Annotated in this window: 24 protein-coding genes; 15 read left to right on the top strand and 9 right to left on the bottom strand. The window is 30.4% G+C overall.

What is annotated here, in order from left to right; all coding sequences use genetic code 11:
* Positions 1-14: 14 nt before the first annotated feature.
* The 4 genes from flgG (at position 15) to ACP5FO_RS04530 (ending at position 3829) form a co-directional block, all read left to right on the top strand.
* Positions 15-803 carry a flagellar basal-body rod protein FlgG gene (gene flgG / locus ACP5FO_RS04545; RefSeq protein ID WP_428107774.1) on the top strand — a complete coding sequence of 263 codons (789 nt, stop codon included), beginning with the start codon at positions 15-17 and terminating at the stop codon, positions 801-803.
* A 61-nt stretch (positions 804-864) separates the two neighbouring features.
* The gene (gene flgA / locus ACP5FO_RS04540) at positions 865-1662 is read left to right on the top strand and encodes a flagellar basal body P-ring formation chaperone FlgA (RefSeq protein ID WP_428107776.1); all 798 of its coding nucleotides are present in this window, start codon (positions 865-867) and stop codon (positions 1660-1662) included.
* Positions 1659-2216 carry a UbiX family flavin prenyltransferase gene (locus tag ACP5FO_RS04535; protein ID WP_428107778.1) on the top strand — a complete coding sequence of 186 codons (558 nt, stop codon included), beginning with the start codon at positions 1659-1661 and terminating at the stop codon, positions 2214-2216. The genes flgA and ACP5FO_RS04535 overlap by 4 nt, the downstream gene beginning before the upstream one ends.
* Positions 2207-3829, top strand: coding sequence for an ABC1 kinase family protein (locus ACP5FO_RS04530; protein WP_428107781.1), 1623 nt, complete (start codon positions 2207-2209; stop codon positions 3827-3829). Before ACP5FO_RS04535 ends, ACP5FO_RS04530 begins: the two co-directional genes overlap by 10 nt.
* On the opposite strand, the gene ACP5FO_RS04525 is transcribed toward ACP5FO_RS04530, so the two are convergent.
* Genes ACP5FO_RS04525 through rimP form a run of 9 tightly spaced genes read right to left on the bottom strand, consistent with a single transcriptional unit; the run spans position 3822 to position 11527 of the window.
* Positions 3822-5003 carry an HD-GYP domain-containing protein gene (locus tag ACP5FO_RS04525; protein ID WP_428157079.1) on the bottom strand — a complete coding sequence of 394 codons (1182 nt, stop codon included), beginning with the start codon at positions 5001-5003 and terminating at the stop codon, positions 3822-3824. The genes ACP5FO_RS04530 and ACP5FO_RS04525 overlap by 8 nt on opposite strands.
* A gap of 6 nt (positions 5004-5009) precedes the next feature.
* Positions 5010-5402: a PadR family transcriptional regulator gene (locus tag ACP5FO_RS04520; RefSeq protein ID WP_428107785.1), complete on the bottom strand. Its 393-nt coding sequence runs from the start codon at positions 5400-5402 to the stop codon at positions 5010-5012.
* On the bottom strand, positions 5386-6099 hold the full coding sequence (gene truB, locus ACP5FO_RS04515; protein ID WP_428107787.1) for a tRNA pseudouridine(55) synthase TruB: 714 nt from the start codon (positions 6097-6099) through the stop codon (positions 5386-5388). Before truB ends, ACP5FO_RS04520 begins: the two co-directional genes overlap by 17 nt.
* On the bottom strand, positions 6096-7055 hold the full coding sequence (locus ACP5FO_RS04510) for a DHH family phosphoesterase (RefSeq protein ID WP_428107789.1): 960 nt from the start codon (positions 7053-7055) through the stop codon (positions 6096-6098). The genes truB and ACP5FO_RS04510 overlap by 4 nt, the downstream gene beginning before the upstream one ends.
* Entirely contained in the window at positions 7048-7404 is a 357-nt protein-coding gene (rbfA, locus tag ACP5FO_RS04505; protein ID WP_428107791.1) for a 30S ribosome-binding factor RbfA, read from the bottom strand. The genes ACP5FO_RS04510 and rbfA overlap by 8 nt, the downstream gene beginning before the upstream one ends.
* Positions 7401-7667, bottom strand: a complete 267-nt coding sequence (locus ACP5FO_RS04500; protein WP_428157084.1) for a DUF503 domain-containing protein — start codon at positions 7665-7667, stop codon at positions 7401-7403. The genes rbfA and ACP5FO_RS04500 overlap by 4 nt, the downstream gene beginning before the upstream one ends.
* Before the next feature lie 27 nt (positions 7668-7694).
* The gene (gene infB / locus ACP5FO_RS04495; protein ID WP_428107796.1) at positions 7695-9797 is read right to left on the bottom strand and encodes a translation initiation factor IF-2; all 2103 of its coding nucleotides are present in this window, start codon (positions 9795-9797) and stop codon (positions 7695-7697) included.
* A 12-nt stretch (positions 9798-9809) separates the two neighbouring features.
* Positions 9810-11063 carry a transcription termination factor NusA gene (nusA, locus tag ACP5FO_RS04490; RefSeq protein ID WP_428107799.1) on the bottom strand — a complete coding sequence of 418 codons (1254 nt, stop codon included), beginning with the start codon at positions 11061-11063 and terminating at the stop codon, positions 9810-9812.
* Between the two features lie 11 nt (positions 11064-11074).
* Positions 11075-11527, bottom strand: coding sequence for a ribosome maturation factor RimP (rimP, locus tag ACP5FO_RS04485; protein WP_428107802.1), 453 nt, complete (start codon positions 11525-11527; stop codon positions 11075-11077).
* A 177-nt stretch (positions 11528-11704) separates the two neighbouring features.
* On the opposite strand from rimP, the gene ACP5FO_RS04480 reads away from it, so the two are divergent.
* The 11 genes from ACP5FO_RS04480 (at position 11705) to ACP5FO_RS04430 (ending at position 21398) form a co-directional block, all read left to right on the top strand.
* A complete protein-coding gene (locus ACP5FO_RS04480; protein ID WP_428107806.1) occupies positions 11705-12514 on the top strand; it encodes a tetratricopeptide repeat protein in 810 nt (269 codons plus the stop codon).
* On the top strand, positions 12514-13923 hold the full coding sequence (gene cysS, locus ACP5FO_RS04475) for a cysteine--tRNA ligase (RefSeq protein WP_428107810.1): 1410 nt from the start codon (positions 12514-12516) through the stop codon (positions 13921-13923). The genes ACP5FO_RS04480 and cysS overlap by 1 nt, the downstream gene beginning before the upstream one ends.
* The gene (locus ACP5FO_RS04470) at positions 13905-14744 is read left to right on the top strand and encodes a sigma-70 family RNA polymerase sigma factor (RefSeq protein WP_428107812.1); all 840 of its coding nucleotides are present in this window, start codon (positions 13905-13907) and stop codon (positions 14742-14744) included. The genes cysS and ACP5FO_RS04470 overlap by 19 nt, the downstream gene beginning before the upstream one ends.
* A 1-nt stretch (position 14745) precedes the next feature.
* Entirely contained in the window at positions 14746-15381 is a 636-nt protein-coding gene (locus ACP5FO_RS04465) for a J domain-containing protein (RefSeq protein ID WP_428157078.1), read from the top strand.
* Positions 15299-15793 (top strand): DUF2062 domain-containing protein, encoded by a 495-nt coding sequence (locus tag ACP5FO_RS04460; RefSeq protein ID WP_428157083.1) that lies wholly within the window; start codon positions 15299-15301, stop codon positions 15791-15793. The genes ACP5FO_RS04465 and ACP5FO_RS04460 overlap by 83 nt, the downstream gene beginning before the upstream one ends.
* Positions 15790-16488, top strand: coding sequence for a UDP-2,3-diacylglucosamine diphosphatase (locus tag ACP5FO_RS04455; protein WP_428157077.1), 699 nt, complete (start codon positions 15790-15792; stop codon positions 16486-16488). The genes ACP5FO_RS04460 and ACP5FO_RS04455 overlap by 4 nt, the downstream gene beginning before the upstream one ends.
* Positions 16475-17026 carry a 50S ribosomal protein L11 methyltransferase gene (locus ACP5FO_RS04450; protein WP_428157076.1) on the top strand — a complete coding sequence of 184 codons (552 nt, stop codon included), beginning with the start codon at positions 16475-16477 and terminating at the stop codon, positions 17024-17026. Before ACP5FO_RS04455 ends, ACP5FO_RS04450 begins: the two co-directional genes overlap by 14 nt.
* Positions 17023-19014 (top strand): NAD-dependent DNA ligase LigA, encoded by a 1992-nt coding sequence (ligA, locus tag ACP5FO_RS04445; RefSeq protein WP_428107827.1) that lies wholly within the window; start codon positions 17023-17025, stop codon positions 19012-19014. The genes ACP5FO_RS04450 and ligA overlap by 4 nt, the downstream gene beginning before the upstream one ends.
* The gene (locus tag ACP5FO_RS04440) at positions 19007-19228 is read left to right on the top strand and encodes a hypothetical protein (protein ID WP_428107830.1); all 222 of its coding nucleotides are present in this window, start codon (positions 19007-19009) and stop codon (positions 19226-19228) included. Before ligA ends, ACP5FO_RS04440 begins: the two co-directional genes overlap by 8 nt.
* Positions 19229-19234: 6 nt before the next feature.
* Positions 19235-19954, top strand: a complete 720-nt coding sequence (locus tag ACP5FO_RS04435) for a sigma-70 family RNA polymerase sigma factor (protein WP_428107834.1) — start codon at positions 19235-19237, stop codon at positions 19952-19954.
* A 64-nt stretch (positions 19955-20018) separates the two neighbouring features.
* The gene (locus tag ACP5FO_RS04430) at positions 20019-21398 is read left to right on the top strand and encodes an amino acid permease (RefSeq protein WP_428157075.1); all 1380 of its coding nucleotides are present in this window, start codon (positions 20019-20021) and stop codon (positions 21396-21398) included.
* Positions 21399-21501: the final 103 nt, after the last annotated feature.

The following is a 21501-nucleotide window of genomic DNA, read 5'->3' as shown; positions in this document are numbered from 1 at the left end:
GGAGGAAGCAAAAAATGATTAGGGCTTTGTGGACAGCTGCTACTGGAATGCAAGGTCAACAAACAAATATAGATGTAATAGCAAACAATTTAGCAAACGTAAATACCGTTGGTTTTAAACGTTCAAGCGCAGATTTTGAAGATTTAATTTATCAAACTCAGAAAGAAGCTGGCGTAAATACTACTTCAAATACCGTTGAACCAACAGGCATACAAATAGGTTTAGGTACACAACTTGCTGATGTATCAAAAAATTTTATGCAAGGAAGTCTTCAAGAAACAGGAAATCCACTTGATTTAGCTATACAAGGCAGCGGTTTTTTCCAAATAACAATGCCAGATGGCACAATAGCATATACTAGAGCTGGTGATTTTAAATTAGACAATAATGGAAGAATTGTGACTCCAGACGGTTATCCTTTATCGCCGGAAATTACAATACCCCAAGATACCACATCTGTTAGTGTTGGAAACGACGGTACGATTTCTGTATTAGAGGCAGGTCAAACTACTCCAACGCAGCTTGGCCAACTACAACTTGCTTTTTTTGCAAATCCTGCAGGCCTTAAATCTATTGGACAAAATTTGTATGTGCAAACTGTATCTTCAGGCACGCCTACGCTTGGCACACCAGGTATAAATGGTCTTGGCACTATTAATCAAGGTTATCTTGAAATGTCAAATGTAAGCGTAGTGCAAGAAATGGTTGATATGATAGCAGCTCAGAGGGCATATGAAACAAATGCAAAAGTTATACAAACATCTGATCAAATGCTGCAAACTGCCAATAATCTCAAGCAGTAGCTTTATATTAATAACATTTATTTTTATCTACACCATAGCACAAGCTTGTGATATTAATTTGATGAAAAATGTTGAGGTTAATTCAGACAGGGTTTTTATATCTGATATAGCCTCAAAGTATCCCAAAAACATCGGAAAAATGCCTGTTTCTTTAGCTCCTATGCCAGATGAAACTACAAAAATTGATGCTAATTATTTAAAAAGCATATTAAATAGTAACAATATGCATTATAGTATATGTGGAGAATATTCTATAGTAAAGCGAAAAGCATTTTTGATCACAGCTGACACCATATACAAATTAATGGGCGAAAAAGATTTAATTATACAAACAAAATTACCAATAGCTTTGCCTTACAATCATTACACTTTAAGTATTAGCGGTATAAAAAATTATGGCGAATATAGCTGGATTCAATTGACAGTTATGCTTGATAATCAAGTTTATAGGAATTTTTTTATACAATATTTAAAAAAAATTGATTCTTTAGTACCTATAGCAAGTCAAGACATAAGAAGCTATCAAGTTATAACAAAAGATGATATAGAATTTAAAAAAGTTGATTATCTACCTTCATATGTAATTACTACAAAAGATTCAATTATCGGCGCAAAGGCGTTAGGCAATATTAAATCGGGTAGTTTTTTCACTTTTTATAATACCCAAAGACAAATGTTCGTTAATGTAGGCGATATTGTAAGTGCAGTATATGATAAAAATGGCATAGATGTGCAAACAAGCGCCAAAGCTTTGCAAATTGGCTACAAAGGTGATATAATAAAAATAGAGTTTTTAAATTCTAAACGAATTGGAAATGCTCGAGTGATTGGCTTAAAAAAAGTAGAAATAATTCAATGAAAATCGTTATTGGTATAAGTGGAGCAAGTGGTACAATATATACAAAAAGACTTTTGGAATACTTAAGTGAAGAAAAAAAATTTCAAATTTACGCTATAGCTTCAAAAAATGCTGTAAAAATTGCTAAATCGGAGTTAAATGTAGATTTTTTTGATTTTTTTGAAAAGCTTGGTATTGCGTATTATCGCAACGATGATTTTTACTCACCAATCGCAAGTGGATCTTTTTTGGTTGATAAAACAATTATAATACCATGCTCGGTTAAGACTCTTTCAAGTATTGCCATTGGGTATGCAGATAGTTTAATCACAAGGGTTTGTGACGTAGCTATTAAAGAAAGACGACCTCTTACAATTTGTCCAAGAGAAATGCCTTTTTCTTCAATACATCTTGAAAATATGTTAAAATTGGCACAAATTGGCGTAAATATTGTTGTGCCTGCCCCCGCTTTTTATGGTGGCCCCAAAACAATAGATGATTTAGTAAATTTTGTTGTTGGTAAAATATTGGATTCAATATGCATTGAAAACAATATTTATAAACGATGGAAATAAGAAGAACATTTGGCAATATTAAGAGATTTCGACAAATTTCATTTATTCTTGCAAAGTACGGCTTTGGTTTTGTTACAAAAAATATAAAATTTCGAAAAACTCAACCTTCCACAACTCCAGAACAGTTTAGAAAATTACTTGAAGAATTAGGACCTACTTTTGTAAAATTTGGTCAGCTTCTATCCACTCAAGAAAATATTTTGCCATATGAATTTATAGAAGAATTAAAAAAACTGCAAGACGATGTCACACCTTTTGAATTTAGCAAAGTTAAGGCAATTATAGAAACAGAATTTAAAAAACCTTTGAATGAAATTTTTTCATATTTTAACGAAAATGTTGAAGCAAGCGCTTCACTTGGCCAGGTACACAAAGCAATTCTTATAGATGGCCAAACTGTTGCCATTAAGGTGAAAAGACCAAATATAGAAAAAATTATACAATCTGATATAGAACTTCTAAAACAAATAGGTGATTATTTAAATTCAAAATTGAAATTATACTTTAATTTTGAAATCAAGCCTTTTATATTAGAATTTGAAGAAACAATCAAAAAAGAACTTGATTACGAGATAGAAGCTCAATACATGCAAACATTTAAAGAAAATTTAGCCCAATTTAAGAATGTTTATGTACCAAAGGTATTTTGGGAATACACCTCACGCAATGTACTTACTATGGAATTTATAGATGGCTATAAGGCAACAAACATAGAAAGCATCAGACAAGCAGGATTTGATACTCAAAAACTTGCTATAGAAGGCGCTAAGGTTTTTTGGACACAGATTTTCGACATTGGTTTATTCCATGCAGATCCTCACCCAGGCAATATCATAATTATGCATGATGGAAAAATTTGTTACTTAGATTATGGGATGGTTGGTAGAGTTACAGAAGATGATAAATTAAATCTGGTAGAAATGATACTTGGATTTATACAAAAAGATGCTGACAAAATTTTGATATCTGTTTCAAATTTTACATTAAATACAAACATTTTAAACAATACTTACCTTAAATCAGATATTGTTGAACTGATAGACATATATCATTCTCTACCATTAAAGAGAATCGATATATCAAAAGTTTTGAGAGATTTATTCAGAATCTTAAAAAAATATAATATTATAATAAGCAAAAACTCACTAAGACTTTTAAGGGCAATCATAATAGCAGATGGAGTTGGAAGACAATTTTATCCGGATTTTAACTTTACAGAAATAGCAAAACCTTATTTTGAAAGTTTTGCAAAAAAACTTTACTCACCTTTTAAAATATTTAAGAAAATATTGCAGCCAAATGCTACTTATGCAATTTTAGCAAATAAAATACCATTTCTATTTAAAAAGGCCGAAGACGCTCTGGAAAGTGGTCATATCAAAGTTGAAATAGAAATTAAAGGCTTAGATAGACTTATCAATACTATTCGCTTGGTTGCCAGACAAATTGGCATTAGCCTTATCATAAGCGCTATTATACTTGGTGCATCAATTTTAACAAAAGATCGTCTAGGCAATACAATTTTTGGTATACCTTTAAAATTAGCAATACCAATTGTTTTAATAATAATTTTAGGTATAGGTATCTATAAAGCAGAAAAAGAACTTAAATAATAATACCCGCTATGCTTACAATAGGATTTTTTTCTAAGTCAATTTCAAGTGGTGAAATACGCCTTCGTGATGAATTATATAGAAGTCTTACGATAGGACGCGTTAAGCTCTTCTGGTTGTTTTTTGAAACAACACCTATAAAATTTTTATACTTTCCGTTTAAAATATAAACTGTTGTCCCAATGGGGTATACTGGTATAATGTCAGAAAAAACTCTAAAAGCCTCTATATTAATTTGTTGACTGGCCACTCTTTTCATTATAAAAAAAGCTTGATCTGGTGTATATGCAGATCTATATGCACGTGGAGACACCAAAGCATCATAGACATTAGCTATGGCAACAATCTCAGCAAGAGGCATTATGTAGCCATCTTCTATAACTTTGTCAGGCACTGGCAACAAATTGTTTCCTTTTAAGCCTCTTGGGTAACCAAACCCATCTTGCTGCTCATGGTGCTGATAAGTTATATGAGAGGCTATTATACCTACTTGGGTAATATCTTTTAACACTAAATAGCCTATTTGAGGATGTTGTTTAATTAACTCAAATTCTTTATTTGATAGTTTACGAGGTTGTATATATAGGCTTTTATTTATCAGAATTCTTCCAATATCATGCAACAAACAACCCTTTGCTAATTCAATAAGTTTCTTTTTTGTATATAATAGCTTATTAGCAAGCGCTACAGAAAGAATTGTAACATCAAGGCAATGTTGGTATGTGAAGTTATCCTGTTTTTTTAAGCTAGCCACACCATTTAAAATTTTCGTTTCAAACAGAGAATTAACAACATCAAAAGCAATTGATTCTATAGATTTGATAAATGGTGAATCGGCTAACTTTTTTTTAATTTCTCCATTTTCTATTTTTTTAACTATTTCTTTAAAATCATTAACATTATCTTCTTTTGTAGGAGTTACTATATCAAAAACTTTTTTAATTGTCTTAATAGCGCTTGTTTTAAGTTCATCCGTGATTTCATCTTCTACAACAATATCTTTTGTATCATCGTCTTCAATATATACAAATTGATAACCATACTTATCTAAAATATTAATATAATAATCATCAAGTTTAACCCCTTTATTTAAAAGCACCTGCCCTTTCTCATTTATAATCGCTTTACCTAATGTATCGTTAGGCTTTAATGATTTTACAGAGACTAAGTACATAAATGACTAATTTTTTTGGTCTTTTTTGTATATTCTTGTGTACTCATCAAGAAAACTATTTATACTATCGCGTAGATTTGTCAAGATTTCTGCCCATTTATCTAAATTATCTCTGCCGGCTTTTGTGATAGCGTAAATTCTTCTGGCATTTCCTTTTTCTTGTAAATTCCATTTAGACTTAATAAGTCCTTCTTTTTCCATTGTACGAAGAGTTTTATAAACATAACCCAGTTCATAATTTTCATAATGTATACCCATATTTTTTAATTTTTCAATTAAATCATAACCATGAGAATCTTCTATTCCTATAAAAAAAAGCAGAAAAGCTCTAAGAAATCGTGGTGGACGCTCTCCGGGATATTCTTTGCACCACCCTTTTATTTTAATTTGAGAATCCATTGATCACCTCCAATGTATCTATTTTAGTAATATATTTTACTTTTTCAATGGGTATAATATGATTTTCGCTTATGCAAGACAAATTTATGGCAGCTTTTATACTAAATGGATAAATATATAACCTTTCCAGATAACTGACCGTTGCAAAAGCATTCAAAGATCTTGCTATATCACGTGATAAAGCTCTAATATAAGTACCTTTAGAACACACAACTCTAATTTCTAGCATATTTTTTTGATAGTTCAAAATTTCTATGTTTGATATAGAGATTGTCCTTTTAGGAAGTGTGATACTTTCGTTTGCTATAGCATATTTATATAATCTTTTACCATTTACTTTAACATTTGAGTAAATTGGCACTATTTGTTCAATTTTACCAATAAAATTCTGCTTTATGGAGTTATGGATTTCATCTAAAGAAGGAAAATATTCCTTTTTATATAACACTTTTCCACTAATATCGAGAGTATCTGTTTCATAACCAAAAACCAACCGTGCTTGATATATTTTGTAGCCATTTTCAAAAAAAGATAAAAACTTTGTTGCTTTCCCTATACCTATAATCATTAAACCGCATGCAAATCTATCCAAAATACCGCTGTGTCCAGTTTTTTCATTAAATTTTTTCTTTATTTTTTTTACTACATCAAAAGAGCTCATACCGCTTGGTTTATCTACCAGCAAAATACCGTTCATTCTAAAAAAGAAAATGCTCTAATCAGCGTTTCTTTGACTTCCTCTATAGTGCCATTTATTTCAAATCCTGCGGCATTTTTGTGGCCACCTCCGCGAAAAAGTAAGGCAATTGTAGAAACATCTACGGCATCTTTTGAACGTAAACTAACTTTTATATAATTTGGCTTATCTTCTCTTAAAAGCGCTCCCACTTCACATCCTCTAACACTTCTAGCAATATTCACAAAACCTTCAGTATCATCGGCGTTAGTGTTTGTAGATCTATACATTTCTTGGTTTATACGCATCACTGCTAACTTATCATTGTAATAGGTGTCAATAGTGTTTAATGCAAGCCCCATTAATTTTAATGTGGTTAGTTTTTTTGATTCGTATATATTATATGCGATTTTCCACGGCTTAACGCCTAAGTCTATAAGATCTGAAGCAATTCTAAAGGCATTTGCGCTAGTTGAAGAGTATCTAAAAGATCCTGTGTCTGTTAATATACTTAAATATAAGTATTCAGCTGTTTTAAGATTTATTGGCATATTATTAAACTTTAAGATTTGATAGATTAAGCAACCTACTGCAGCAGCCTGCGGCACAACAAAGTTAATAGTGCCATAGTGCGTATTTGTGGGATGATGATCTATATTTATTAAAATTTTATCTTTAACATAACTTTTGTCAAGGTTTGTTCGCTCAAAATCTGCACTATCTACTGTAATAATAACCTGAACTTTTTCATTATTTTGCAGTTGCACAATATTCTTTACATCATCAAGAAAAAAATATAAATCAGATATTTTTGAAGTATTTGCTACGATAGCTCTTTTGCCATATTCGGTCAATGCTTTGTAAAGAGCTAAACTTGAGCCTATTGCATCGCCATCCGGATCTTTGTGCCCTACAATGAGAAAATCATTGTAGTTTTTTAAGTAATATCCTATTTTTTCCAATATATTTTCACTCATTTTTAATCTGCCTCAATATATCTTCTATTTTTAAACCGTTTTCTATAGATTTGTCATAAACAAATTTTAATACTGGTACGACCCTCATTTGAATTTTTTCAAATGTTTTTTTACTGATAAAACTGCTAGATTTGTTAATTAATAACAAAAGTTCTTCTTTAGATAATGTGCTAAGCTGAGAACTAAAGTATATTTTAGCATATTTTAAGTCTTTACTTAATTCTACGTCTGTAATTGTAACATTTTTTAGTCTTTCATCGTTTAATTCAAACTCTATCACGTTTGATATAATTTTTTTTAGCGTACTCGATACTCTTTGTGTTCTTTTATACGGTTTTGTTGTATTCATAATATCTGCCTTTCTATGTTTAAAATTTCTATTGAATAATTTTTAGAAATAAAATTGCTAATTTTATCTAAAAAATTTTCAACTACATTTTTTTTATTTGCAATTGTAGTTATTGCCAATGTAGCTTTGTTATATAACAATTCTTTTGAAACGTCAGCTACAGAAACATTAAAATTTGATCTCAGCTTTTGTATTATACTAGCTAACACATTTCTTCTGTCTTTAATATTCATTGCGTCTTTTATTAACAAATCCACAATCAATAAGCCAATAAACAATTAAATATCCCTTTAAAGAGTTTTCTGGACTTCTTTGAGAACATATGATTCAAATTGATCACCTGTATTTATATCATTGAATTTATCAATTCTAATGCCACACTCATAACCAGAAGCAACTTCGTTCACATCGTCTTTAAATCGTTTCAACGACGCAATTGAGCCTTCAAATATTATTACACCATTTCTAATAACGCGTATTTTTGAATTTCTTGTTACTTTTCCGTACGTAACATAGCACCCAGCAACATTGCCAATCTTCGGAACGCTGAAAACTTCTCTAACATCTGCTCTACCCAATATTTCTTCTTCTATTGTAGGAGATAGCAATCCAGTAAGTGCTTTTTTAATATCTTCAATAATGTCGTAGATAATTTTATATGTTCTAATCTCTATTTTCAAGTCACCGGCAAGCTTCAAAGCATCATTTGACGGTCTTACGTTGAATCCAATAATAATTGCGTTTGAAACGCTCGCTAAGTTTACATCTGATTTAGAAATCTCACCTACGCCAGAATGGATTATCTTAACTGCAACTTCATCCGTTGAAATCTTTTGCACTGAGGCAGAAATAGCCTCCACTGAGCCAAACACATCTGTTTTTATAAGTATTGGCAGTTCTTTAATTTGACCAGAAGATAAGCTTTCAAATACAGTCTCCAAACTAATTGCATTTTTTTTCTGAACGCTTGCCTTGTATTTTTCTTTTCTTTCTTCAAAAATTGATTTTGCAATTTTTTCATCTTTTACAGCAAATAATACGTCACCTGCCTCTGGTACGTCATGAAGACCTAATATTTCAACAGGCATAGATACGGTGGCTTTTTTAATCCTTTTACCTTTATCATCAACAAGTACTTTTGCCTTACCGTAGGCAAAACCGGCCACAATGCTATCGCCTAAATTTAACGTACCCTCCTGTATAACAACATCACAAACAGGACCTCTTTGCTTATCAAGTTTTGCTTCAATTACAATCCCTTTTGCACGTTTATTTGGGTTTGCTCTTAATTCCATAATTTCTGCCTGTAACAAAATACTCTCAAGCAAGTCATCGATACCTATATTTTTCTTGGCACTAACATTCACAAATAAGTTTTCTCCACCCCATTCCTCTGGCATTATTTTGTGTTGAGATAATTCTTGCTTTACTCTATCTGGGTTTGCGTTTGGTTTGTCAATTTTATTTATTGCAACAACTATTGGCACATTTGCAGCTTTTGCATGATTTATGGCTTCTATGGTTTGGGGCATTACACCATCATCTGCTGCGACAACAAGCACAACAATATCAGTCAATAATGCACCACGAGCCCTCATTTCTGTAAATGCTTCATGTCCTGGTGTGTCTAAAAATGTAATTTGCTTGCCTTTATAGTTAACAGAATATGCACCAATATGCTGCGTAATTCCACCAGATTCTTTAGCTACTATATGTGTATGCCTTATCGCATCTAAAATAGAAGTTTTACCATGATCAACGTGCCCCATTACAGTTACTATTGGAGGTCTTGGTTGTAAATCACTTTCATCATCTTTTTGATCAACTTCTTCTATTAAAGTTTTTTCTAAAGTTTTTTCTTCAATCTCTACGCCATAGTCTTGTGCAATTATTTTTGCAGCATCTAAATCTATAAAATCGTTTTTTCTAACCATTACACCAAGAGAAAATAATTTCTGTATTATTTCTGAAAAATCTACATTAAGCAACGCCGCAAATTCAAAAACAGTAGTATTCTTAGTTATTTCTATAATGTTTGATTCTTCTTGTCCTTCTTTAAAGGTTTTTTTATAGTGCTTTTTTTTACCTTTCAATTTTTGTGGTAGCGATGCTTCAATTAATTCTTTTTTTTTGATGCTTATAAACTCCGGCTGCTTCTCGTTTGACTTTGGCTTAACTTTTGACTTTTCTTCAATTTTATTTTTTTTTTGGTTTAGAGGCTCTTCTTTTTTTTCTATAGTTTTGGGGGAATTTTCTTTATTTTCTAATTTTTTTATAGCATCATCTGGTACTGTGCTGAAGTTACTTTTTATCTCTAAGCCTAAGTTACGTAGCCTTTGTATAAGTATACTACTTTTTATATTAAGCTTTTTAGCTGCTTCGTAAACTCTCATTCACTATACCCCCTAATTGATTTCATTTAGTAATTCATAAATTTTTTTAGCTCGTTTTTCTCCAACACCTTTAATGCTTTCCAGTTCATCCAAGGTAATAGTTTTGAGCTGTTCTATGGATTTTATGCCATTTTCGTAAAGTTTATTTGCTAGGTTGAATGTGATTGATTCAATAAACATCAATTCTTCAATTACATCCTCTTTTGTTTTTTGAGATTTTTCTTCGTGACCAGTTTTGTCCATTTCTGATTCTTTTATAATATCAATGTTAACGCCCGTAAGTTTAGCAACTAGTTTTGCGTTAACCCCCATTTTCCCAATCGCAGCAGAAAATTCTTCATCGGGAACATACACTTTTGCTCTCTTTTCATCTTCAAATAGCTCAATGTAAGAAACTTTACTTGGTGCAAGCGCATTTTTAATATAAATGCTCAAATTAGCGCTCCATCTTATAACATCAACTTTCTCATCACCCAATTCTTTAACAACAGCAGAAATGCGTGTACCTTTTGCACCTACGCAAGTACCAATTGGGTCAATCTTGGAGTCTTTGGAATATACTGCAACTTTTGTTCGCTTTGAAGGCTCGCGTGCTATAGCTTTTATTTCTACACTGCCATCACGCACTTCTGGGACCTCTTTCATGAATAGCTCTTTTACAAATCCAGGATGAGTTCTAGAAAGAATAAGTTTAACACCTTTTGGTTCTTCTAATACATCCATTGCGTAAGCTTTAATGGTTTCTCCAACAATATACTTATCACCAGGAGATTGTTCCTTTTTTGGCAATATTCCTATAGCATTTTTAAAATCTACAATACAGTCGTTGTACACACCAATACTCCAAATTTCTCCAGATACTATTTTGCCAATCTTTTTAGAATAATCTTCATATGTAACACGTTTTTCTAAATCCTTAAACATTTTAGACATAACATTTTTGGCAGTAGAGACTGCAATTCTACCTAATTCTTCTGGATCAAACTCCACATCTATATAATCGCCAATATTAGCATTTGGATCAATTTTTTTAGCCTCTTCAAGTGAAATTTCATTATTATTTTTTGCTTTTTCTACAACTTTTTTTTCAATAAATATATTAAATACCCTGTTACTTGAATCAAGCGAAGTTTTTACAACACTATCATCACCATATTTTTTCGATATTGAAATCTTTATGGCCTCAGCTAACGACTCTATAACTGCCTGTGAATTTATGTTATGTTCTTTTGCTATTAAATTAGCAATCTCAAATATTTCTTTCACTTTTTCCCCCGCTAAATTAAGTTTAGCTTAGCTTTTTTGATATCTTTAAAATAGATATGAAGCGTCATTTCATCGCTTTCTATTTCAACACTGTTTTCGTTAACGCTTAAAATCTTGCCACGTACGTTTTTTTTATTATCTATTTGGTTAAACAAACTGATAATGCATTCTTTGCCAATAGCATCTTCGTAATGTTTTTTAGTTTTTAAGTTTCTGTTAATTCCAGGGCTTGAAACTTCCAGGATATAACTTTCTTCAATAATATTTTCAACATCAAGCAGTACAGAAATATGCTTGCTTACCACTTCACAATCACTTAAGCTAACACCACCATTTTTATCTATATATACTGTCAATTTTCCCTTCTTAAAACCTTTTGAGTACGTTAAATCGTACAACTCATACCCCATAGTTTCAACTGAATTCTTTAAAATTTTTGTAAGATTCTCTTCAAAAACATTCATTTTAAACCTTTACGCCCTCGTATAAAATAGGGGAATGCAAAAATTACAACATTAAACGTAACTTTTATAAATATACATAATTTCACACGTAAGTCAATACAAAAAAAATTTCGGTAGTTAGTAACTTGACTTATGCAGAAATTTATCTACAATAATAAAAAACCAGTAGGAGATGGTATGGCGAAAAAATTGTTTTTATTAAGTATTGTTGTTTTACTGTCCTCTTGCTCTTACAACCAGCAAATAAAAAATATAAATGAAAAATTAAGAAAAATACAAAATTCAACCAATCAAAATACCATTGATCTAACTACAATAAAGCCAAAAATTAATTCAATTGAAGAAAAATTGAATATTCTTACACAAAAAATAAATACACTAAAAAATACCACAAACTCAACAAAATCAATTAAAACAGTTGAAAAAACAATAGTGGAAGTCCAAGTTGATAATAGCACAAACAACATATTAAGTAAAATACCACCGGCAAGTTTGGTATTTTCAAATAAAACACAAAATACTCAAAAACAACCCGATAATGAGCAAAACAAAAACTCCCAGGAAATGAGCAATAAAAATCATATTGAGAAAAAATTCATTGCTTTAACTGCACAAGCTTCAAGTGCATATCAGGATGCATTATCTACTTATATGGATAGAGACTTTAATAGCGCATTGAATAAATTTTTACAGTTTTTAAGTGATTATCCGCATACGGAGTTAGAGCAAAATGCATACTTTTGGATAGGCAATAGCTACTATAATTTAAACAATTATGATAAAGCATTGTATTATTTCTCCGACTGTCTAAACAACTTTCCCAAAAAATCAACCTCAGAAGGTGGTAAAACTGATGCATGCTTGTTTATGCTATACAAAACATACAAAGCAATGGGCAACACACAAAAAGCCTACGATTATTTGATGAAATTAAAAAATGAGTACCCAATAAATCCATATTTTGAATTTAAGGGAGTAAAGAAGTAATGTTTAAAATATTCAATACACAAACAAAAAAATTAGAAGATTTTGTTCCTCTTAATGACAATACAGTAACAATGTATGTATGCGGCGTTACCGTTTATGATTACTGCCATGTTGGACACGCAAGAAGCGCCATATGTTTTGATGTAATATATAGATATTTACTGTACAAAGGCTATGATGTAAAGTTTGTTAAGAATTTTACAGATATTGATGATAAAATTATAAATAAAGCTAATGAAGAAAATAAGCCTTTTGATGAAATAAGCGAAAAATACATAAAAGAATTTTATACAGATATGGAAGCTATTGGCATAAAAAAACCAACATTTGAACCAAAAGCAACTATGCATATAAATGATATAATAAAATTCATATCAAAACTAATAGAAAAAGGTTACGCTTATGAATCAGATGGAGATATTTACTATAGTGTAAACAAATTTGAATCTTATGGCAAATTGTCACACAAAAAAATAGAAGAATTAAAATCCGGAGCAAGGGTTGAAGTAAATGATAAAAAAAAATACCCTCTGGATTTTGTTCTTTGGAAAAAATCAAAGCCTAATGAACCAAGCTGGGATTCTCCGTGGGGTAAAGGTAGACCTGGCTGGCATATTGAGTGCTCTGTCATGAGTATGCATTATTTGGGAGAGACAATAGATATTCACGGTGGTGGAGAAGATTTGATTTTTCCTCACCATGAGAATGAAATAGCCCAAAGCGAAGCGCTAAGTGGTAAACAATTTGTAAGATACTGGATACATAACGGATTTATTAAAATCAATAACGAAAAAATGTCTAAGTCGCTGGGTAATTTTTTTACAATAAGAGATGTGCTAAAAGAATTTAACGGCGAAACGCTTAGATATTACATGCTTCTTACACATTATAGAAACCCTATTGAGTTTTCGTACGATGGGCTTTTGGCTGCAAAAGAAGCTTTAAATCGCTATTATACATTTCTTATGAGACTTGACAATACGCAATTTAGCAATGAAGAATTTAAATTAAATTTAATAGAAACCCTACAGTCAAATTTTGAAAAGGATATGGATAATGATTTTAATACATCACAAGCTATAGGCGATGTTTTTAATTGTTTAAAAGAACTTAACCTATATTTAGATGATTGTGAAAAAAATAACAAAAAACCCAGCACAAATGTAAAAGAAACATTTTTAAATACCATGTCAAAGATAGCTCAAGTTTTGGGTGTTTTTGATAATAAATACACAAAGTGGTTTAATTTAGAAGAAAATCAATGGATTGAAGAAAAAATTGCTCTAAGAAGCAAAGCAAAAAAAGAAAAAGATTTTGCTCTTGCTGATAAAATACGAAATGAACTACTAAAGCAAGGTATTATTCTGGAAGATCAAAAAGAGAAAACTATATGGAAAAAAATAAAGTAAAGATCAAACAAAAAGAAACAGATGTTAAAGATTCTTTAAATCAATACTTAGATGAGATATCCAAAATACCTCTTTTGACAAAAGAAGAAGAGATTGATCTAGCAAAAAAAGTTCAAAAAGGCGACAAAGAAGCGCTAAAAAAGCTTGTTAAACATAATTTACGATTTGTAGTTTCAATAGCGCAGCGATATAGAAATTTTGGTGTACCAATTTCTGATTTAATTAATGAAGGTAACATCGGTCTAATTAAGGCAGCATCAAAATTCGATCCAGATAAAAATATAAAGTTCATATCATATGCAGTATGGTGGATCAAACAGTCAATTTTAAAAACACTAAGCGAGCAAACATCACCTATTAAAATTCCTATTAAAGCCCGTGCAAAATCAAACAAATTAAGTTATATTAAAGAAGCTTATTTTAGAGAATTTGGTGAAGAAATGGCAAACGAAGAAGTATCAAAAGTGAGTGGCTTCAGTGAAAAAGAAATTAAAGATATTGAAGTTGGTAGATTAAAGTTCAACTCTTTGGACAAAACGATTGGAGAAGATGGTGATAATAATTTATTGGATGTTTTGGAAGATCAAACTGAATCTGTAGAAGACAAATACGTTTACGAATCTAGCGTAAACACCTTAAAAAAGCTTCTAAAGCTATTACCTCAAAGACAGCAGAATATTATAAAAATGAGATTTGGACTTGATGTGGAGAGGCGCTATACTTTAGATGAGATAGGTGAAAAATACAATATATCAAAAGAAAGAGTTAGACAGATCGAAAAAGAAGCTTTAATTAAACTTAAAAAAATGTTTGACAGGTAATATGAACCCTTATAAAGTGCTAGGGTTAACAAATAATGCCAATATGAGCGACGTAATAAAAACTTACAGAGAGCTTGCAAAAAAATATCATCCTGATTTAGCAAAAAGTGACGAAGAAAGACAATATTTGTCAAATATTTTTAAAGATTTAACAAGTGCCTACAATCAAATCAAAAACTCATCCGCTAATGATAAAGTAAATTCAAAATTTGAAATAGACGGTGATTATGCAAAATATCTAGTTACAAAGATAGAAGAATTTCTCAGTAAAAATGAGGTTGACAATGCCTTAAATACACTAAAAATCCTTGAAAGGACTCAAAAAGGTGCAAAGTTGTTTTTTCTTTTTGCAAAAGTATATAAAGCAAAAGGTTATTACAAACAGGCAATTGATTATTATAGAAAAACATTGGAAATAGAAAATTACAATGTGGAAGCTTTGCTTGGACTTGCAAATTCTTACGAAAAGATTGGCTTAAAAAATACAGCACTTAAAACTTATTATGAAGTTTTAGAATGGGAGTCAAATAATAAACTTGCACTAGATAAGATAAATAATTTACAAAAAAAAGAAACATTCCTGGAAAAACTATTTTTTAATTTTAGGAGCAAAAAAGATAAAAAAACTAATACATAGTCTATTTGCACTTAATGATACTCCAAAAAAAATTGCGCTTTCTTTTGCAATAGGGGTTTTTATCTCAATAACACCAACTTTTGGATTTCATACTATACTTGCATTAATTATTGCTTTCGTGTTCAAATTAAATAAAGTTTCTCTATTGGTTGGCACACTTTTAAACAACCCTTGGACAACTGTTTTTGTTTACGCTATTGCCTACAAAATTGGTGCTGTTTTGTTAAATGCAAAACTTAACATAGCCAATAACTTCACGCTAGACTATTTGTTACATAAGGGATTTCATATTTATTTAATAACGTGGCTTGGTAGTTTGATGTTGGCATTGCCAATATCTGTATTTTTTTATATAATAGTCAAATTTGCTTTAGAAAAGCGCAGGAAAAATAAAGTAAACGAGATTGCATGAAAGCACTTTTTTTATCAGACATACACTATAAAGGTGATGAAGAATTTTTGGTTTTTTTAGATAAAATATACAAACAATACGATAAAATATACATAGTTGGTGATTTATTTGAATTTTATTACGGTTATGAATTTTTGTTTTGTCAACATATTAAGCTAATTAACCTACTCAAAAAGGTGTCTGATGAAAAAAAAGTTTACTTATTTGAAGGAAACCACGAATACAGGCTTGAAAAAATAAAAAAGTTTTTGCCAAAAGTTGAGGTTGTTAAAAAAGAATTAATAGAAAATATTGATTCAAAATTATTTTACATTGAGCACGGTGACTGTATTGATAAAAAGGATAAAGCTTACCTGATGTTTCGCAATATTCTTAAAAACCGCTTTACTCTAATGCTTATAAATTTGATATCACCTGTTTTTTTGCTTAAATTAGCAAATATTGCATCAAAAATAAGCAAAAAAAATTTAAAAAACAAAACCTTGAGAAGAACAGATCTGGCATTAGAAGAATTTGCTCAAAATTTGATTGAAAAAGGGTTTGACTGTGTATTACTTGCACATACCCACAACCCTATATTAAAAGAAATAAATAATGGAATATATGTTAATATCGGTGATTTTTGTGAGAATTTTACATATGTTGAGTTTGATAAAACCATAAAAATAAGGCAATACAAAAGTGCAAATAGTTGAAGCTGGAAATTTTGAAATTTATAATATTAAATCTAATAAAATACCTATAATTTTAAACTGTAATGCCTTTGGAAGCGGGGAACATGAAACTACAAAAAGCTGTCTAAAGATTATTTCAAGCATAGATTTGTATGGTAAAAAAGTGCTCGATATAGGTTCAGGTACAGGTATTTTAAGTTTTGCTAGTTTGAAGAAAGGTGCTGATTGCGCTGTTTGTTTTGACATTAGTTTTGAAGCATGTATTAATTTAAAAGAAAATGCAAACTACAATTGTTTAAATAATATCTATACAATTTGTTCAACTATTGATGCTATTAAATCAAACTTTGATGTTATATTTGCAAATATCTACTCAAATATAATTTTATGCAATATTAAAAAAATTGATGATTTATTGAATAAAAAAGGTTTACTTGTTGCTTCAGGTATAAATTATGAATATAATTTTGAAATAAGAAACGAATTTAATAAATTAGGCTATGAAACGCTAAAAACTATATTTTTAGAAGATTATGTTACAATGGTGTTAAAAAAATGAATGAAAAAGATGCAAAAAAAAGAATAGAACAATTAAGGCGTGATATTAACCGTCACAATTACTATTATTATGTACTAAACAAACCTATTATTTCTGATAGTGAATATGATTTGCTGATAAGAGAACTTATAAATTTAGAAAAACAATATCCACAATTTTATGATGAAAACTCACCAACGCAGAAAGTAGGTTCTGATATTTCAGAAAAATTTGAAAAAGTTGAACATAAATACAGAATGTACTCTTTAGAAGATGCTTTTAGCGAAGAAGAGGTAATAGAATTTGATAAAAGAATAAAACGCAATTTAGGAACAGATGAAGACATAGCATACAGTGTTGAGCCAAAATTTGACGGTGTATCTGTAAATATAGTTTATGAAAATGGCAAGCTTAAAGTTGCTTCTACACGAGGCGATGGCATAATTGGTGAAGATATAACAAAAAACATAAAAACAATAAAAAACTTACCGCTTATTTTGCTTGTTGATAATCCACCCAGTTTTTTGGATGTACAGGGTGAAGTTATTTTAACTAAAGAAGAATTTAAAAAGATTAATGAATATAGAGAAGAAATGGGTTTACCTCTTTTTGCAAATCCAAGAAATGCAGCAGCGGGCTCTCTAAAGCAATTGGATCCAAAAGAAACTGCCAAAAGAAACTTAAAGGTTTTTGTTTATTATATTAGAGGCATAGAAAATTATAAAAATCCTAAAACTCAAACTCAAAGTTTAGAAATTTTAAAAGAACTTGGTCTCCCAGTAAGTGAACTTAACAGGTACTGTAAGAATATTTACGAAGCCATAGACTATCGTCAAACATTTTTGCAGGCAAGACAAAATCTGCCATATGAAATAGATGGTATGGTTTTTAAAGTTGATAATTTTTTATTACAGGAAAAATTGGGCTACACCAGTAAATACCCAAAATGGGCAATAGCTTTTAAATTTCCTCCAATGCAATCTACCACAGTTGTTGAAAATATAATTTTTAATGTAGGAAGAACAGGGATTGTTACGCCAGTTGCAATTCTAAAGCCAGTAAAAATTGGTGGAGTAACAATATCACGGGCCAGTCTTCATACATTTGATGAATTGTTTAAAAAAGATATAAGAATTGGTGATCATGTGTTTGTCCAAAGAGCCGGAGATGTAATACCAGAAGTTATAGCAAGCATAAAAGAAAAAAGAACTGGCAAAGAAATACAGGTTAAAAAACCTACAAACTGTCCTGTATGTAATTCTTTGCTGCAAGAAGAAGGCGCTTATTTGATTTGTCCAAATATTGATTGCAGGACACGTATTGTTGAATCAATTAAACACTTTGCGCAAAAAAATGCTATGAATATTGAAGGTCTTGGTGATAAAATTATACAACAGCTTGTGGATAAAAAAATTGTTGAAAGTGTAAGCGATATTTACAATCTTGATGAAGACAGATTATTGAAATTAGATAGGATGGGCTCAAAACTTGCAAAAAAGATACTCGAAAATATCGAAAAAAGCAAAAGAACAACTTTTGCTAGATTTTTATATGCACTTGGAATAAAACATGTGGGTGAGTTTGTGGCAAGTAAACTTGCTATTAATTTTAAACTTGAAGAGTTAATTGAGCTTAAAAATGAGGAAAAACTTATGCAAATAGATGGGATAGGTCCAGAAATAGCTCAAAGTGTGGTAAATTTTTTTAAAGAGCAAAGAAACACAGAAACAATAAAGAGATTATTGGAACACATAAACTTAATCGAGGAAAAGAAGTCTGGTTATTTGCAAAATAAAATCTTTGTTTTTACCGGTTCATTAAGTATGCCTAGAAATAAAGCCAAAGAAATTGTTGAAAGTTTAGGCGGGGTTGTAAAAGATAGTGTAACCAAGGATACAAACTACGTAGTAGTAGGTATTGATCCTGGAAGTAAGCTTAAAAAAGCAAAAAAAATGGGTATATTAACAATAAGCGAAGATGAATTTTTAAAGTTGGTTAGTGATGGATAGTACAATAGATCCAAAATGGCTAGGCTCACTGTTTGGTATAATAGCATTTTTTATAAGCTGTTTGGTCTTTGTTTATATCGGTAGTGATTTTTTTTATGCCACATTAAAAATAATTGTAAATTCATTATGCTTTTACATATTTGGTATGGCTATAGCAATTGTATTTAATTATATCGAAAACACAAATAATAAAAGCAATCAAAATAATATTTAACATTGCATGAATTCAAATTTATTACATTTCAAAGAAGAACAAATTAAACATTTTTACCCTATTGTTAAAAGAATAGTTAGAAAAGTTGTTGTCAAAATGCCCGAATCTTACGATGAGGAAGATTTTGTGCAAGTTGGAATGATGGGTCTTCTAAAAGCGCTTGAAAATATTGATATTACAAAAGATGAAAATGCTTTTTATAAATACGCATTACTTAAAGCAAAAGGTGCAATATTGGATAAACTCAGAAGCGTGGATACAATTTCTCGCTATACTAGAGATAAATTAAAAAATATATCAAAAGCGCATAAAGAATTTTTAAAAGAAAATGTTTTAGATGCTTCAGAAAAAAGCATAGCAACTAGAGCCGGTATGACAATTAAAGAGTATCACAAAGCTATGATTGGTTTATCAAATTTAGATATTGTAAGTTTAGATAATGCTTTAGAAGATGAAATAAATTTGCAAGAAACAATTGAAGATAAAAGCAGTAAATTAAATATCGATATAATAGAAGAAAATGAGCGTTTAGAGATTTTAACAAGAGCTTTGAATAAACTTTCAAAAATAGAACTTGATGTATTATCCATGTATTACTATGAGGATTTTAGCGTAAAAGAAATTGCACAAATTATTAAAAAAACTCAAAGCAGAGTATCTCAAATTAAAACAAACGCCATTATAAAGCTAAAACATTTAATTGAACAAGAATATACAAAATATTAATTAAAATTTGACACTATAATAAATTTATAGTACAAATTATCTAATATTAAAAGAGGGGGTATCTATGTCGAAACAAATGAATGAAAATTATTTAAAAGAAAATCTAAAAAGAGATTTAAAAAATAGGCACATCCAGCTTATTGCTTTGGGTTCTGCTATTGGCGTTGGTTTATTTTTAGGTTCTGCAACAGGCATAAAATTTACAGGACCATCATTAATCTTGTCTTATCTTTTGGTAGGATTGGTTGTTTTTATTGTTTTAAGGGCACTTGGTGAAATTGCAGTAGTGTATCCTGTATCTGGAAGCTTTAGTGCCTGGGCTGATCACATATTAGGACCAATGGCTGGTTATATAACAGGGTGGACTTATTGGTTTATGTGGACGGTTACAGTTATGGCAGAAATAACTGCCGTTGGCATTTATGTTACTTTTTGGTTTCCAAGTGTACCTCAATGGATTCCTGCACTCATATCCGTTATATTGATAACGCTTTTAAATCTAATTGCAGTAAAAGTTTATGGAGAAACAGAATTCTGGTTTTCTATAATTAAAATAGTTACAATTCTGTTTTTTATTGTAGTAGGGGCTTTTATAATCTTTTTTGGGTTTGGTAATCACGGAATTCCTACTGGATTTAGTAATTTGTATAAGTATGGTGGTTTTTTTCCTAATGGATTAAAAGGTTTTTTGTTTTCGCTTATTATAGTAGTGTATGCGTATTTAGGTATAGAAATTGTAGCAGTTACTGCAGGAGAAGCTCATGATCCAAATGTAACTTTACCTTCTGCAATTGATAAAGTTATATACAGAATAATTTTATTTTATGCTTTACCAATGATTGTAATATTATCAATATATCCATGGTTTAAAATCGGTACATTTGGAAGCCCTTTTGTAGAAAGTTTCTCAAAACTGGGTATAGCAGCAGCTGCAAGTATTATAAATTTTGTTGTTATAACTGCAGCGCTTTCCAGCACAAATGGTGGTTTATTTTCAACTGGACGAATGCTTTATTCTCTTTCACTTCAAAAAAATGCCCCTTCAAGTTTTTCAAAGTTAAGCAATAATAAAGTACCATACATAGGCATTATTTTTTCTTCAATAGTAATGTTAATTGGTGTAATATTAAATTACTTTATACCTAAACAAGTATTCACAATTATAACAAGTGTTGCTACCACAGGGGCATTGTATGTCTGGCTTCTTATACTTATAATGCATATGAAGTTTAGAGGTTCATTAGAAAAAAGTGAATTGCCTAAATATCGCCTACCATTTTATCCGTTTTTAAATATTTTGGGTATTGTTTTTTTGATTATGGTAATTATAGTTATGGCATTTATGCCAGATGGCAGAATTGCTTTGTACGTAGCTTTTCCATGGTTTGGTTTGCTTATTGGAGCTTATTATTTATTTGGGTTAAACAAAAAAAACAATACTTAAAATAGCTTGACATAGACTTTATAAAAATATAAACTAAACACTCGATTAATGCGTAAAGGAGGTATCCATGCATCTTAAAAAAACCCTGCTTTCTATATCCATT

The sequence above is a fragment of the Desulfurella sp. genome, from assembly GCF_049977265.1.
Lineage (GTDB): Bacteria > Campylobacterota_A > Desulfurellia > Desulfurellales > Desulfurellaceae > Desulfurella.
This window is presented reverse-complemented; position numbering and strand designations above follow the sequence as displayed.